9 protein-coding genes are annotated in these 13,720 nt (G+C 61.5%); 6 read left to right on the plus strand and 3 right to left on the minus strand.

What is annotated here, in order from left to right; genetic code table 11:
- The first annotated feature begins 181 nt into the window (after nucleotides 1–181).
- From BN1124_RS05050 to BN1124_RS05065, 4 genes are all read left to right on the plus strand, one after another.
- Complete coding sequence (locus tag BN1124_RS05050) at nucleotides 182–1,234, plus strand: efflux RND transporter periplasmic adaptor subunit (protein WP_042639760.1); 1,053 nt, start codon at nucleotides 182–184, stop codon at nucleotides 1,232–1,234.
- The gene (locus BN1124_RS05055; RefSeq protein WP_042639763.1) at nucleotides 1,234–4,380 is read left to right on the plus strand and encodes an efflux RND transporter permease subunit; all 3,147 of its coding nucleotides are present in this window, start codon (nucleotides 1,234–1,236) and stop codon (nucleotides 4,378–4,380) included. Before BN1124_RS05050 ends, BN1124_RS05055 begins: the two co-directional genes overlap by 1 nt.
- 97 nt (nucleotides 4,381–4,477) lie before the next feature.
- A complete protein-coding gene (locus BN1124_RS05060) occupies nucleotides 4,478–4,849 on the plus strand; it encodes a hypothetical protein (RefSeq protein WP_042639765.1) in 372 nt (123 codons plus the stop codon).
- 241 nt (nucleotides 4,850–5,090) lie between these two features.
- Complete coding sequence (locus tag BN1124_RS05065) at nucleotides 5,091–7,541, plus strand: YgiQ family radical SAM protein (RefSeq protein ID WP_042640848.1); 2,451 nt, start codon at nucleotides 5,091–5,093, stop codon at nucleotides 7,539–7,541.
- Between the two features lie 101 nt (nucleotides 7,542–7,642).
- Here BN1124_RS05065 and BN1124_RS05070 read toward each other — a convergent pair whose 3' ends face one another.
- Genes BN1124_RS05070 through BN1124_RS05080 form a run of 3 tightly spaced genes read right to left on the minus strand, consistent with a single transcriptional unit; the run spans nucleotide 7,643 to nucleotide 11,642 of the window.
- Nucleotides 7,643–8,476 (minus strand): hypothetical protein, encoded by an 834-nt coding sequence (locus BN1124_RS05070; protein WP_042639767.1) that lies wholly within the window; start codon nucleotides 8,474–8,476, stop codon nucleotides 7,643–7,645.
- A 2-nt stretch (nucleotides 8,477–8,478) separates the two neighbouring features.
- Nucleotides 8,479–10,068: a hypothetical protein gene (locus BN1124_RS05075; RefSeq protein ID WP_042639769.1), complete on the minus strand. Its 1,590-nt coding sequence runs from the start codon at nucleotides 10,066–10,068 to the stop codon at nucleotides 8,479–8,481.
- 17 nt (nucleotides 10,069–10,085) lie between these two features.
- Nucleotides 10,086–11,642, minus strand: coding sequence for an OmpA family protein (locus BN1124_RS05080; RefSeq protein ID WP_042639772.1), 1,557 nt, complete (start codon nucleotides 11,640–11,642; stop codon nucleotides 10,086–10,088).
- 668 nt (nucleotides 11,643–12,310) lie between these two features.
- Between BN1124_RS05080 and BN1124_RS05085 the strand changes: the two genes are divergently transcribed.
- Together BN1124_RS05085 and BN1124_RS05090 are read left to right on the plus strand one after the other, a co-directional pair.
- The gene (locus tag BN1124_RS05085) at nucleotides 12,311–12,550 is read left to right on the plus strand and encodes a hypothetical protein (RefSeq protein ID WP_042639774.1); all 240 of its coding nucleotides are present in this window, start codon (nucleotides 12,311–12,313) and stop codon (nucleotides 12,548–12,550) included.
- A gap of 51 nt (nucleotides 12,551–12,601) precedes the next feature.
- The gene (locus BN1124_RS05090) at nucleotides 12,602–13,510 is read left to right on the plus strand and encodes a Gfo/Idh/MocA family protein (RefSeq protein WP_042639776.1); all 909 of its coding nucleotides are present in this window, start codon (nucleotides 12,602–12,604) and stop codon (nucleotides 13,508–13,510) included.
- Nucleotides 13,511–13,720: the final 210 nt, after the last annotated feature.

The following is a 13,720-nucleotide window of genomic DNA, read 5'->3' on the forward strand; positions in this document are numbered from 1 at the left end:
CGGCTCATCAGTGTAAGGCAGAAAACGGGCATCGTCTCAGCGGGATCTGCTTTTTGCGGCTCCCTCGTCCCCGCTGTTACGATTTGTCACATTTATACATAGTCGCGGCATAGTCAGGGGGTAACATGGTGTCATCATTGATGAAGTCTCCCTCTTTTCTCTCTATTGCATGGATTGTTTGATGAAAATGCGCATATGGCTGTGGCTCCTTCCCGTTCTCCTGCTGCTGGCGGCGGGAGCCTGGACTCTCCGGCAGGCCGAACCGGCCGACAAACCCCAGCCAAAACAAGTGAATATCAGGGCCGAAACGGTCAGGCAGAGCCTGGCCGAGCCCTCGATCAAGCTGGTCAGCAAGCTGGCGGCCAATCGCTCCGTGGTGGTGAGCCCCGAGGTGACGGGCCGCATCGTCAACATCGCGGTGCGCTCCGGTCAGCAGGTCAAAGCAGGCCAGACCCTGATTGCCCTGGACGCGGGCAAGCAGCAGGCGGAGCTCGCCGAACAGAGCGCCAGCGTGCGTGACGAGAACCGCAAGCTGCGGGACATGCGCAAACTGGTGGCGCGCGGCGCCATCACCAACTCCGAGCTGGAAGGGCAGGAGGCCACGGTGGCCCAGGCCCAGGCTCGCGCCGATGCGGCCCGCTACGAGCTCTCCCTGCGCACCCTGCAGGCGCCTTTCGACGGCACCGTCAGCCTCATCGATCTCAGCGAAGGCGCCCTGGTCAACAGCGGCGACGTGCTGCTGCATCTGGACGAGCTGGCCAAGCTGCGGCTCGATCTGGCGGTGCCCGAGCGCTACCTCTCCCTGCTCAAACCCGGCATGGCGGTGACGGCGACCAGCTCGGCCTGGCCGGATCAATCCTTCTCCGGGGTGCTGGAGACGCTGGACAGCCGGATCTCCAACGAGACCCAGAACATCAAGGCCCGGGTCATCATCCCCAATCCCAGCGGCCAGCTGCGGCCCGGCATGCTGATGAACGTGGATCTCTCCTTGCCGGCCCAGAAGATGACCCTGATCCCCGCCCAGTCGGTGGAATACGCCGGTGAGCAGCGCTTCGTCTATCGCCTGGAGCCGGACGGCCGGGTGAAACGCATCCCGGTGGAGCTCGGCGATACCCATGGGGAAGAGGTCTGGGTACTCAAGGGGCTGAGCGTCGGCGATCGCATCGCGGTCGAGGGGCTGGTCAACCTGCGTGACGGTGCCCTGGTGCACGATCTGGCTGAGGTGAAAGGCTGATGTGGCTCTCCGATATGTCAGTACGCCGCCCGCTGGTGGCGGTGGTGATCAGCGCCCTGCTGACCGTGTTCGGTCTGGTGGCCTTCAGCAAGTTGACGGTGCGGGAGATGCCGGACGTGCAGACCCCGTCCGTCTCCATCACCACCACCTATGACGGGGCCGCCCCCGAGGTCATGGAGAGCCAGGTCACCAAGCCCATCGAGGATCAGCTCTCCGGCATCAGCGGCATCAAGAACATCAACTCGGTGACCCGCAAGGGGCGCTCCTCCATCACGGTGGAGTTCAAACTCGGCTGGAACATGGTGGAGGGCACCTCGGACGTGCGCGACGCCATCTCCCGCGCCCGGCCCAAGCTGCCGGACGAGGTGGATGAGCCCATGGTCACCAAGGACAACGGCAGCGGCGATGTGGCGATCTGGCTGAACTTCAGCAGCACCCAGATGGACCGCACGGCCCTGACCGACTATGCGAACCGGATCCTGGTCGATCCCCTGAGCCTGGTGGACGGGGTGAGCGAGGTGTCCCTGTCCGGCGATCTGACCCGGGTGATGTATGTGCGGCTGCGCCCCGCCGACATGGCGGCCCGCGGCATTACGGTATCGGACGTGCAGGAGGCCCTCAAGCGGGAGAACATCGAGCTGCCGGGGGGGGAGATCCGCAACAACAGCATGACCATGGCGGTGCAGATCGCCCGTCTCTATCGCAGCGCCGAGGACTTCCGCTCCCTGCCGGTGACGACCGCCGCCAACGGTCAGAGCATCTATCTGGCGGACATCGCCGATGTTGAGGTGGGGGCCAAGAACGAAGACAGCGCCTACCAGCGCAACGGCCGCGAGAGTTTGGGGATAGGCATAGTCGCCCAGTCCACCGCCAACCCGCTGGCGGTGGCCCAGGGGATCGAGCAGAAGATGGCCGAAATGCAGCGTTTTCTGCCAGAAGGTGCGAGTCTGGAAGTGGATTATGACTCCACCATCTTTATCAAGCAGGCGATCCACGAGGTCTACGAGACCCTCGCCATCTGCGCCCTGTTGGTGGTGGCCGTGCTCTACCTGTTCCTGGGGCAGGCGCGCACCACGCTCATCCCGGCCATCACGGTGCCGGTGTCCCTGGTGTCGGCCTTTATCGGCGCCTGGTATCTCGGCTTCTCCATCAACCTCATCACCCTGTTGGCGTTGATCCTCGCCATCGGCCTGGTGGTGGATGACGCCATCGTGGTGGTGGAGAACATCCACCACCACCTGCAGCGCGGCGAACCCCCGCTGCTGGCGGCCTGGCACGGCACCCGGGAGGTGGGCTTCGCGGTGATAGCGACCACCGCCGTGCTGGTGATGGTATTCGTACCCATCGCCTTCATGGAGGGCATGGTGGGCCGGCTCTTCACCGAGTTTGCGATCCTGCTCTCCTTGGCGGTGCTCTTCTCCGCCCTGGTGGCCCTGACCCTGACCCCGGCCATGGGCTCCTGGCTGATGCGCGCCGTCGACAAGCCCAATGCCCTGACCGCCAATCTGGACAAGGGCCTCGGCTGGGTTGAAAAGCACTACCGGCACCTGCTGGGCTGGGTGCTGCGCCGCAGCGCCTGGACGCCGCTGGTGTTGCTGCTCTGCCTCGGCGGCATCGGCGCCCTGTTTGGCAAGCTGCCGGCTAGCCTGATGCCCACCGAGGATCGGGGCGTGCTCTATGTGTTCGTGAAGGGGGCCGAGGGCACCAGCATAGAGCGCATGAAGCGCAACATGCAGCAGGTGGAGGCCGCCATCATGCCGCTGCTCGGCCAGGGGGTGGTGCAGGCCATGAGCTTCAGCACCCCGGCCTTCGGGCGCGGCGGTGATCAGACCGGGATGGCTATCATCCAGCTCACCGACTGGGCCGCCCGGGACGAGACCGCCACCGAATTTGGCCGTAGTTTAAGCGGTCGTCTCGCCGGCATTCCGGACGTGATGATCCGCACCTTCCAGCCGGGGTTCAGGGGCGGCTCCACCGCTGCCGTGCAGTTCGTGCTGCAAGGCTCGGATTATGCCGAGATCTATCAGCAGGGGTTGGCCCTGCAACAGGCGGCGAGCCAGAGCGGCCTGATGCTGGCGCCGGATCTGGACTACGCCGAGAAGACCCCCGAGCTGCAGGTGACCATAGAGAGAGACAGGGCCAGCCAGCTCGGCATCCCCGTCTCGACTGTGGCGAGCTCCTTGCAGGCGCTGCTCGGCGGCGTCAGCCAGACTACCTATGTGGACAGGGGGGAGGAGTATGACGTCTACCTGCGCGCCAATCAGAGCGACTTCAACGGTATCTCGGATGTGAGCCGCATTTACTTGAAGGCCGCCAGCGGCGAGATGGTGAGCCTGTCGACCCTGGCCACCGTCAAGCAGGTGGCGAGCCCGCAGCGACTCAATCACTACCAGCGCCAGAAGGCCATTGCCCTCACCGCGGACGTGGCCCCCGGCCACACCCTGGGGGAGGCGCTGGACTTCCTCGACGGCTGGGCCAGTGCCCATCTGCCCGCCGGCATGACGGTGGACTACGCCGGCGACTCCAAGGACTATCGCGACAATCAGGGGGAGATGGCGCTGGTGTTCGGCCTCGCCCTGCTGGTGGTCTATCTGGTGCTGGTGGCACAGTTCGAGAGCCTGCTGACCCCGACCGTGGTGATGGTGACGGTACCGCTCGGCATCTTCGGCGGCCTGCTGGGCTTGTGGCTGACGGGGCAGGAGCTCAGCATCTACAGCCAGATCGGCATGATCATGCTGATCGGCATGGTGACCAAGAACGGCATCCTGATAGTGGAGTTCATCAACCAGCTGCGCCAGCGCGGGGAGGGGTTCGAGGAGGCAATCATCGCCGCCTCGGTGCGCCGCCTGCGCCCCATACTGATGACCTCCCTGACCGCCATCATAGGCGCCGTGCCGCTGATGATCTCCATGGGGGCCGGCTACGAGAGCCGGATGGCCGTGGGGACTGTGGTGTTCTTCGGTCTGTCCCTGGCGACCCTGGTGACCCTGCTGATGGTGCCCGCCATCTATCACCTGCTGGCCAGGAAGGCGGGCATGACGGGGGTTCGGGATCGGCTGGTGGAGGAGGCGCTGGTCGGCGATGTGGCAAGCGTTCCCCCGGCGTCGGAGGCAACCCCGAACACGAGGGACAAGCCGGCCGCCTGATACTCTCCCCCCATCTGGGAGAGGGGACGCAAAAGAGGATGGCTGACGATGATGCCGTGGTTACTATGTGACCAGTTCACATCTGAGGCCATCCACCATGTTGCCATCCGCCATCTATGAACCGCTGCCCTTCGTCTATCTGGGTGGCGGTCTTTTGTTGCTGGGGTTCGCCGGGCATCCCGCGCTGCTGCTGGCCGGGGTCATCCTCTATCTGGCCGGCTCCCTGGTCTGGTTCAAACGCGGCGCCTATCGTCGCCTCGACAAGCAGCGTCAGCCCCATCAACGGGACTGGCCGCAATGGGTTTACGAGGGTCGCCCCTTCGCCCTGATCCTGCTCGGCGTGCTGATGTTGCGGCTTGCCACCCATCCCGTGTTCCTGATCCCGGCGCTGATCTGGTGCCTGCTCGGCGCGCAGCAACTGCTGCTGCGCCACCAGCACAGGTTCATGCTGGCTCGCCAGTTGATCTGAGAACCTGTCCACGATCTTGCTGCGAGGCTGTAATCAAGGCTCATGTGCTGCTCGGAATCCTTATGTATCCATATACACTCCGGTTCCTGCGCTGCTCTTTACCTTGCTGACAACCTCTCGTGACAGATCGTGAACAGGTTCTGAGGCGCCTTCTCCTCGTGTTTTGTGGGGGCAAAAAGCCATCGCCCCCGCTCTGCTCTGCCGGTATAATGCGCGACCCGAATTGTTCCAGGTGTTCAAAATGCAGCCGGTTACCCCTCTCTTCTCCTATCCCCGCTACTGGGCCGAGTGCTACGGCACGGCGCCCTTCTTGCCCATGTCCCGCAAGGAGATGGACAAGCTCGGCTGGGACAGCTGCGACATAGTGCTGGTGACCGGCGACGCCTATGTGGATCACCCGAGTTTCGGCATGGCGGTCATCGGCCGCATGCTGGAATCCCAGGGCTTTCGGGTCGGCATCATCGCCCAGCCGGACTGGTCCTCGAAGGATGACTTCATGCGCCTGGGCAAGCCGAACCTCTTCTACGGGGTGACCGCGGGCAACATGGACTCCATGATCAACCGCTACACCTCCGACAAGAAGCTGCGCCACGACGACGCCTACACCCCGGGGGATGTGGGCGGCAAGCGCCCGGACAGAGCCACCCTGGTCTACACCCAGCGTTGCAAGGAGGCCTTCAAGGAGGTCCCGGTGGTGATCGGCGGCATAGAGGCGTCCCTGCGCCGTATCGCCCACTACGACTACTGGTCCGAGACCATACGCCGTTCCATCCTGATCGACGCCAAGGCCGACATCCTCATCTACGGCAACGCCGAGCGGCCGCTGATCGAGGTGGCGCACCGAATTGCCAATGGCGAGACCATCGAGACCATGCAGGACATCCGCGGCACCGCGGTGATCCGCAAGGAGCCGCTGCCGGAGTGGCGCGGGGTGGATTCCAGCAAGCTGGATCAGATCGGCCGCATCGATCCCATCATGAACCCCTACATGGAAGGGGCACCTTGCTCGGATGACGAGGGCACGGCGCCGGTGGAGCAGGAGGCCAAGCCCGTGCTGGTGCAGCCGCCCAAGCAGAAGCCATGGGAGAAAACCTATGTGAAGCTGCCGGCATTCGAGCGGGTGAAAGAGGACAAGGTGCTCTACGCCCATGCGTCCCGCATCCTGCACCACGAGACCAACCCCGGCTGCGCCCGTGCGCTCTCCCAGGCCCACGGCGATCGCATCATCTGGGTCAACCCGCCCGCCTTCCCGCTCGAGACCGACGAGATGGATGGCGTGTTCGGCCTGCCGTACCAGCGGGTGCCGCACCCGGCCTATGGCAACGAGAAGATCCCGGCCTACGAGATGATCAAGACCTCGGTCAACATCATGCGTGGCTGCTTCGGCGGCTGCTCCTTCTGCTCCATCACCGAGCACGAGGGGCGCATCATCCAGAGCCGCTCGGAAGAGTCGATCATCAAAGAAATCGAAGAGATCCGCGACAAGGTGCCGGGCTTCACCGGCGTCATCTCGGATCTCGGCGGCCCCACCGCCAACATGTACAAGCTGCGTTGCAAGAGCCCCAAGGCCGAGCAGACCTGCCGCCGCGCCTCCTGCGTCTGGCCGACCATCTGCCCGCACATGGACACCGACCATACCCCGACCATCGACCTCTATCGCAAGGCACGGGATGTGAAGGGCATCAAGAAGATTTTGATCGCCTCCGGGGTGCGCTACGACATCGCGGTGGAAGATCCGCGCTACATCAAGGAGCTGGCCAAGTACCACGTCGGCGGCTACCTCAAGATTGCGCCGGAGCACACGGAAGAAGGCCCGCTCTCCAAGATGATGAAGCCGGGCATGGGCAGCTACCACAGCTTCAAGGAGCTGTTCGACAAGTATTCCAAAGAGGCGGGCAAGCAGCAGTACCTGATCCCCTACTTCATCTCGGCCCACCCGGGCACGACCGATGAGGACATGGTGAACATGGCGCTCTGGATCAAATCCAACCGCTTCAAGCTCGATCAGGTGCAGAACTTCTACCCGTCGCCCCTCGCGAACGCCACCACCATGTATTACACCGAGAAAAACCCCCTCAACAAGGTGAGCCGCCAGGGCGGGGACGTGTTTGTGGTCAAGGGTGAGCGTCGTCGTCGCCTGCACAAGGCGCTGCTGCGCTACCACGATCCGGCCGGCTGGCCCATGATCCGCGAAGCGCTGCAGGAGATGGGCAAGGGCCACCTTATCGGCAACGGCCCCGACTGCCTGGTGCCGCCGGAAGGGCGCGGCGAGGCCAAGGCCGAGCGCAGCCGCAACAAGGGCCTCAAGCCCGCGTTGACCCGCCATAGCGCCATCACCCATCAGCGTGGGAATGGAGCTGGCAAGGCTGCTGGTGGTAAGGCTTCTACTGCCGGTAAGGGAGCCGCACAGGGCGCCTCGGCTGCCGCACCGCAAGGCAATAAGGGGGCTCGTAGCGAAGCTCCAGCCAACAAGGGCGGCCATGCCGGCGCCAAGACTGGCAATGGCAAGCCGGTCGGTAGCCAGTTTGGTAAAGGAACGGGTGCCAGCGGCAAACCCTCAGCCCAAGGTGCTGGTCAGGGCAAATCCGCCCAAAATGGCAAGGCCCCCAGCCGCGCTGGCACCGCCAAGCCGGCGGCCCAGGGCGGCAAGCCTGCCGCAAAAGGCAATGGTGCCAAGCGATCGGCGCGGTGACATTTGCTGATTAGCAAAGCGATAGAAATAACAAGGGCGACCAGATGGTCGCCCTTGTGTTATGGGGTTGAAGCACAAGGCTCTACCTGTGGATGTGACGGTTACTGCAAATCTGTGCTCAGGCTGGGGGCACCGAAGTTCACCAGGCTGGCATGGGAGTGCTCGAAGTACTGTGACCAGAAGTCACCGAGGGCATCCATGGTCTTGCCGGAACGATAGGCGTGTTTCACCGCGTCGGTAACCAGTCCGGCCCCCGTAACATAGACGCGAGCGCCTTGCAGATCGGCAAACAGTCCCTTGCTCTTGGCCTGCTTGAGCTCGTCACCGACATTGAGCTGCTTGATCTTGTTGGTGGCATAGAAGCTGGTGTAATCGGAGTGTTCCAGCATGTCCGAAATAAGGAACACGACCCGATCGCTGACGCCTTGCTCGGCCTTCATATCCTCGCCCACCTTTCGCAGCGAGCTCATGATCTCGCTCTTGGGGATGTCCTGGCGGGCATCACGCAGCGCTTTCACGAACTGTTTGCCAAAGCCGTTACGAAAGACCTTGGTCTGTGTCGCCAGGCAGGTGTCCAGACTGCGCAATTTGCGCATGTTGACATCGTCCCGGATCTCTCCGTTCAGCGGCATATCCAGTTGCCCCGCGTAGGCCAGGCGAAGGTATTCGCCAGGCAAGAAGGCGGAGAAGGTATAGAGCTTGACGCGATCACCGGCCTGCACGAACCGTTCGATCTGGCCCCAGCTGCTGCGTTGCAGATCGTCGGGCATCGGAATGGTCTGATCGATGATGACTACCAGCTCGCGACCTGTGCCCGCAGGCTTGATGTCTGTCAGGCCATTGCGCTCATAGCAGCTCTGTATGTCGTTACGGTCGGCGGCCAACGCTGCGCAAGGCAGCGTTAACGCCAGTAGTAATACCTGGGTGATCTTCACAATTAGGCACTCTGCTTGGTGGGGAAGAGGCCCAGGGTCTTGAGGGCCATCTGCTGTTCACGGATATCACGCAACTGCGCTTCATCCACCCCCAGTGCGCGGCTGGCCGCGGCCAGGCTCTCTTCGGGCAGGCCAGTGACATCATGGAAATCGGCGGCCTTGACGACAGTGCCTGTCTGGCCAGGGGCATCTGTGGTGGACGGGAGCGCCGCCTCTGCCTGAGCAACTACCTGAGTAACTGCCGGCTCGGCTTGCGCAGTCTGTGTTGTCTGAGGTGCTGCCTGAGGGGCAGGCTTGGGTGGCACCGTGCCCGCCTTGTACTCGATAAAGGCCAGGAAGTTACGATGGGCGGACTTTTCCCCTTCCAGCGCACCCAGCACACCTGAGTTGGTATGGTCACGGCTCGACAACAGGGTCTGCAAGCGGCGGAGCTTGTCATCTGCATGACTGGCAATGGCGGTGCGTTGCTGGTCCATGGCGTCCAGCATCTCCTCGGCGGTCGCGTATTCGTGAGTGAGACGCCAGGCTGTTTTAGAATGAGTGCCTGCAAAGTGGTACTTGCTGGCAAGCCAGATGCTGATCCCCTGAATGGCGATGTAGATCAGCGACAGCATGACGTAGGTGGTCAGGCTGGCCTCACGGATGGCCTGCATCTTGTCGTCTATGGTGGCCTCTTCCGCCTCGCTGTTGATAGCCTGGGACTCCTCCGGCAGATCAAAGGGCGACGCCATGCTGCTGTCACTCTGCGCCGTTGTTTCTGCACGCATGTTGTTCACCATCTCGGTCTCTATGCTGTCGAGGGTGGCTGAACGCACCACGAAGGCACCAACGGCCATGCAGGCAACAAACGAAGCACAGACAATCAGCCAGACAAACTTGCGGGTAACACCCGAGTTCACATCTTTCAGGCGTGCCAGCAGCTGTTCATAGTCGGGTTTGTCAGAGTCCGAGAAGGAGTCTTCCAGATTGATGGCTTTGTTTGCCTTGAGGGTACGAGAACGTTTGGAAGGCTCTTCCCCTTGCCACCAGTGGCGTGCTCGGGCGATCAGGCTGTTGTGATGCAGGGAGTGCCCCGCAACTTCAGCCAGGAATGCGGATGCGACGGCGAGCAACAGAGCCGTCGCGGCTGCCAACAGGTGACGGTCATTGGTTGACGCATCCATGTTCATCCAGCCTGCGAGCACGTAGGCAAACCCCATTGCCTCGACCAGCACCAGCACCAGCACCAGGGCAAGCACCCATGCCGGGCGCGGGGAGCGACCTGCCTCTCCTGCCTTGGCCAGGTAGTCGAGGGAGGCATTGTAGGCATCCGGCCCCTTCAGGTGTTTCTTGTACTCGCGGTAGTACACATTCGACAGGGTCACTTCATGGTTGATCCAGCCATCACCATCGACCGAGGCGGGCTTGCGTGCGAGGCGAGCCACAGTGCCGATCAGAGGCAGGCTGTGCCATACCCGGATCAGGAAGTAGGAGACATTCTCCCAATGCCGCCACACAACAACGGCGCTGATGAGGAATGAAATAATGCCAACGGTCAGCATCTGGTTGGCGAGGATCAGCGCTTTGAGCGCTGCCAAAGAAAAGTCTTCCACTAAGTTTCTCCGTTTTCTTATTTGGAATGGGTGGCGGGAATGGGCATGTAGGAAGCCACATAAGCCTCGGAACCTGCCGGATAGAACAGGGCTCCCTGGCTTACCTTGGCGTTGCCTTTACTGAACACGAGATCCATGCAGGAGACGGGCGCCTTGGGGTCGCTGGTGAAGACGCGGTAAAGCACTTCACTCTCGCCCTCGTAGGTGTTGGCCACCGCCTTGAGGGATTGGGCCTTCTTCTGGCTTGAGGACTTGTAACCCTGAACCACCTGCAGGATCGGCTGGCGATCGACCTTGGCGTTATCCCGCAGGATGGAAACCGGAGAGACGGTCACCAGGTGGCCGTTGACGGTATTGGCCCAGACGCGGTTGTTGTAGCCGGGCATGTACTCCTTGGTGGCATGGCGTGGGAGCGGTTGGTCGTCTGCCATGCTCAGCACCTGGCCCGCACTGCGCGGCTTATCCGCTTCACAGCTCGACATCGGCATGTCGCTCGCGTAGGCGCTGCTGATCAGCGCAAAGCCGCTCGCCTTGGGCTTGATGTTCTGGGCCATGTTCCACTGGTAGGTATTGACAGGTGCGCCGCCAAAATCCACCGCTGCCTTGGCGTTGGGCGCAGCCTTGGCCGTGTTGCTGTCAGGTGCGCTCTGTTTGGCTGTGGCTTGACGAGGGGCGGTTTGCGACCTGGCCGCCACCTTGCTGGAACTGCTTGCAGACTGAGTCGCGGGTGTGGCCGCTGTCACACGAGGCTTGGCGGTATCGGACGCGCCATAACGCAGATATCTGGTGTTGCCCTCTTCGGACTGAGCCCGCATCACCAGGGCCTGCTCGTTGGCGAGTTCAACGATCTCGACCCGGCGATTCTGACCGCGCAGCAAGGGGTCACTGTTGTCTGCGATGGGGCGTGAAGAGCCCGCTCCTTGGTAATAAATGGAGCTGGCCGGGATTCCCGCTTTCACCAGGACCTTGCCGACAGCCCTGGCCCGTTGCTCGGACAGTTTCAGGTTGAATTCTGCAGGGCCGGTCGCATCGCTATGACCGACGAGGAGGATACGGCGCTCTTGACGCTCAGTGGATGCCTCGGTTTGAGTGGCGGCGGGGGGATTGGCATACACCTGAGCCAGTTTGGTCACCACCCGTTGACCGCTTTCCGTCAGCTGGTCAGAACCAATGGCGAACATGCCCGAATCGGGTATCTGGGCAACCAGCCCCGCATTCTGGGGCACATTGGTCGCGACCGCGGGTTCGGCAAGGGTCAGCTGCTCTGTGGTGATCTTGAGATTCTCTTCCTTCGCGATACGGTCAAGCTCTTGCAGCCGGGATTGCCACACATAGCCTGCCGCACAGCCCAGTACGCCGCCGATGGCCAGCCCTGCGACGGCCCCTTTTTCCCCGTTAAGAGCGTAACCTGCGGCCCCCCCTGCGATCATGCCTGCGCCACAGAGAACGGGCATACCATAATCTTTGCCGATGTCATTGACCGTCGATTTGAAACTCTGCATCTGATGAGAGCTGCAGCCAACGGCAGCAATCAATACACAGCTGAGGGGCGCAAGACGAAACGATTTATCCATAGCTATTCCTTGCCATTCTTATTTAATGCCGAGATTCAGGCATGCAAAAAATGCGCAGAGAAAGTGATCTCTCAATACGCGGTAAAATAATCGACGATTATTGACACAAAAGGCATTAGTGGTGAGTTTTTTGAATATCAGCCCACAACGCTCTCATTCTCGTAAATAACAGGCTTCCTGTTTGCCCTATTTGTCAGCAAAGGCAATCGCCCATGTCATTGAATAGGTATCGAGTGGCAATGATAAGCCAAACGAGGCTGATCAAGCGAGCGCAAAAGTGATGCAAGCATCAGAAAAACATCGTTTTTTAAATAATTTTGCCAAATTGCTTCTTTATCGGTGATAAAGGAGGCGAGTGGCTGTCAGGCTGTTTGTGAGGGGAGATCTCCGTTGTGCCCTATTGGGTCGCGGCACGGCAAGATGGAGAACAGGAGGTGGCATCTGGCGTCATTATCGTGATTCGTTGGCGAAAAAACATGCATAAACAGGATAAAACATGGCATTAATCGCAGTTGGTGAATTAATTATCGAGAGGGGCTGTCGAATAGTGGCGGCATTGCTATCTTGTGCTGCCGGATAATATCGATAAGGAGAGCGGCCGCATGCTTGCCTCTCTTGTTAATTCTTCACGAACACTTCAGCAGGCTTATCTGCATTGGGAGAGATAGATGGCGGTTAAGGTCAGATCCAGAAGAGAGAAGATTGGCAGCGGGCTCGGGCTGGTGCTCGGGATCATTGCCTTCAACCTCATGGTGCCCCTGCTGTTTGAGAAGCAGGCAAGCTTTGATTTCAACCAGCTGCTCTGGGCTGTGGTCAGCGCCATGGTGAGCTCCGAGCTGGGGGCCAGAGTGGGCAAGTGGCTCGATGTCAGAGAGCAGGCCAAGGAACTGGCGAAAGAACCCGAATAGAAAGCGCCGGATATTACTCTGTCTGCATTCCATCCATCACAAGGAGTTCCCATGCGCATTGCCCTGATTGGCCTCGGTGATATCGCCCAGAAGGCCTATCTGCCGCTGCTCGCGAGCGACGAACGAGTCACTCCGCTGCTCTGTACCCGCAGCCCAGAGGTGCTCGGCAAACTGGCCCGCCAGTATCGCATTGCCGAGTGCTTTACCGAGGTGGATGCGCTGCTGGCGAGTCGCCCGGACGCCGTGATGATCCACGCCGCCACAGCTGTGCACTTCGCGCTGGCCCGCCAATGCCTGCAAGCGGGTATCCCTACCTTCGTCGACAAGCCGCTCTGCTTTAGCTACGCCGAGGTGGAGGCACTCGCCAATCTCGCCATCGCTAAGGATTGCCCGCTGTTTGTGGGCTTCAACCGCCGCTATCTGCCCGCCATGGGGGCTGCTCGTGCCGAGCCGCTTACCGAGATCCATTGGCAGAAACACAGACACACCCTGCCTGGGTTGCCGCGCCAGTTCCTGTTCGACGACTGTATCCATGTGCTCGACAGCCTCTGCTTCTATGGCGGCGCCCCGAGCGGAGACCTTCATGCGGTGCTGAGGCGAAATAGCCAGCAGCCTGAGCTGCTGGCCGGGGTGAGCGTCGCCTGGCAGAGCGGGCAGACGGCGGTGAGCGGCAGCATGAACCGCAGCGCCGGCATCACCGAGGAGCGCATCGACGCCTATGGCGACAACCTCTCCCTGCATATCGAGAACTGCACCCGCGGTACCCTTGCGCGGGACAAAACTGTGCAAGCTCTGGCACCGGACGACTGGCAACCGGTGCTGGCGAGCCGGGGCTTCGTTGCGATGCTCGATCACTGGTATGGGCAGATTGAGGCGGGCCGCGCCGATGGGGCGCTGATTGAGAGCTATCTGCAGAGCCATCACTTGGCGGAGAGATTGGTGGCCCTGGCGGGGGAGTGAGGCTTCTCAAGTCTCTGCCGAGTTTGTTCTCGCGGGCTGGATGGCGAAGGAATAGGCAGAGCACTGTATAGGATGACGGATCCCTGCGCAGTCGGCAGGGGAGTGGGCCGCCGTGCGAGCCAAGCGCTGGCTTGTTTGCTATCTTGGCGGCAGTCACAGGGTTGAACACAGCAGCGAGTCTATGAACATTATGTTGGGCATCTACCTCGG

It is taken from the genome of Aeromonas eucrenophila, from assembly GCF_000819865.1.
GTDB classification, from domain to species: Bacteria; Pseudomonadota; Gammaproteobacteria; order Enterobacterales; family Aeromonadaceae; genus Aeromonas; species Aeromonas eucrenophila.

Excerpts from the sequence above, each read along its gene's own strand:
- BN1124_RS05060 (WP_042639765.1), top strand. The coding sequence starts at position 4,478 with ATGTTGCCATCCGCCATCTATGAACCGCTGCCCTTCGTCTATCTGGGT.
- BN1124_RS05090 (WP_042639776.1), top strand. The coding sequence starts at position 12,602 with ATGCGCATTGCCCTGATTGGCCTCGGTGATATCGCCCAGAAGGCCTAT.
- BN1124_RS05080 (WP_042639772.1), bottom strand. The coding sequence starts at position 11,642 with ATGGATAAATCGTTTCGTCTTGCGCCCCTCAGCTGTGTATTGATTGCT.
- BN1124_RS05085 (WP_042639774.1), top strand. The coding sequence starts at position 12,311 with ATGGCGGTTAAGGTCAGATCCAGAAGAGAGAAGATTGGCAGCGGGCTC.
- BN1124_RS05050 (WP_042639760.1), top strand. The coding sequence starts at position 182 with ATGAAAATGCGCATATGGCTGTGGCTCCTTCCCGTTCTCCTGCTGCTG.
- BN1124_RS05055 (WP_042639763.1), top strand. The coding sequence starts at position 1,234 with ATGTGGCTCTCCGATATGTCAGTACGCCGCCCGCTGGTGGCGGTGGTG.
- BN1124_RS05065 (WP_042640848.1), top strand. The coding sequence starts at position 5,091 with ATGCAGCCGGTTACCCCTCTCTTCTCCTATCCCCGCTACTGGGCCGAG.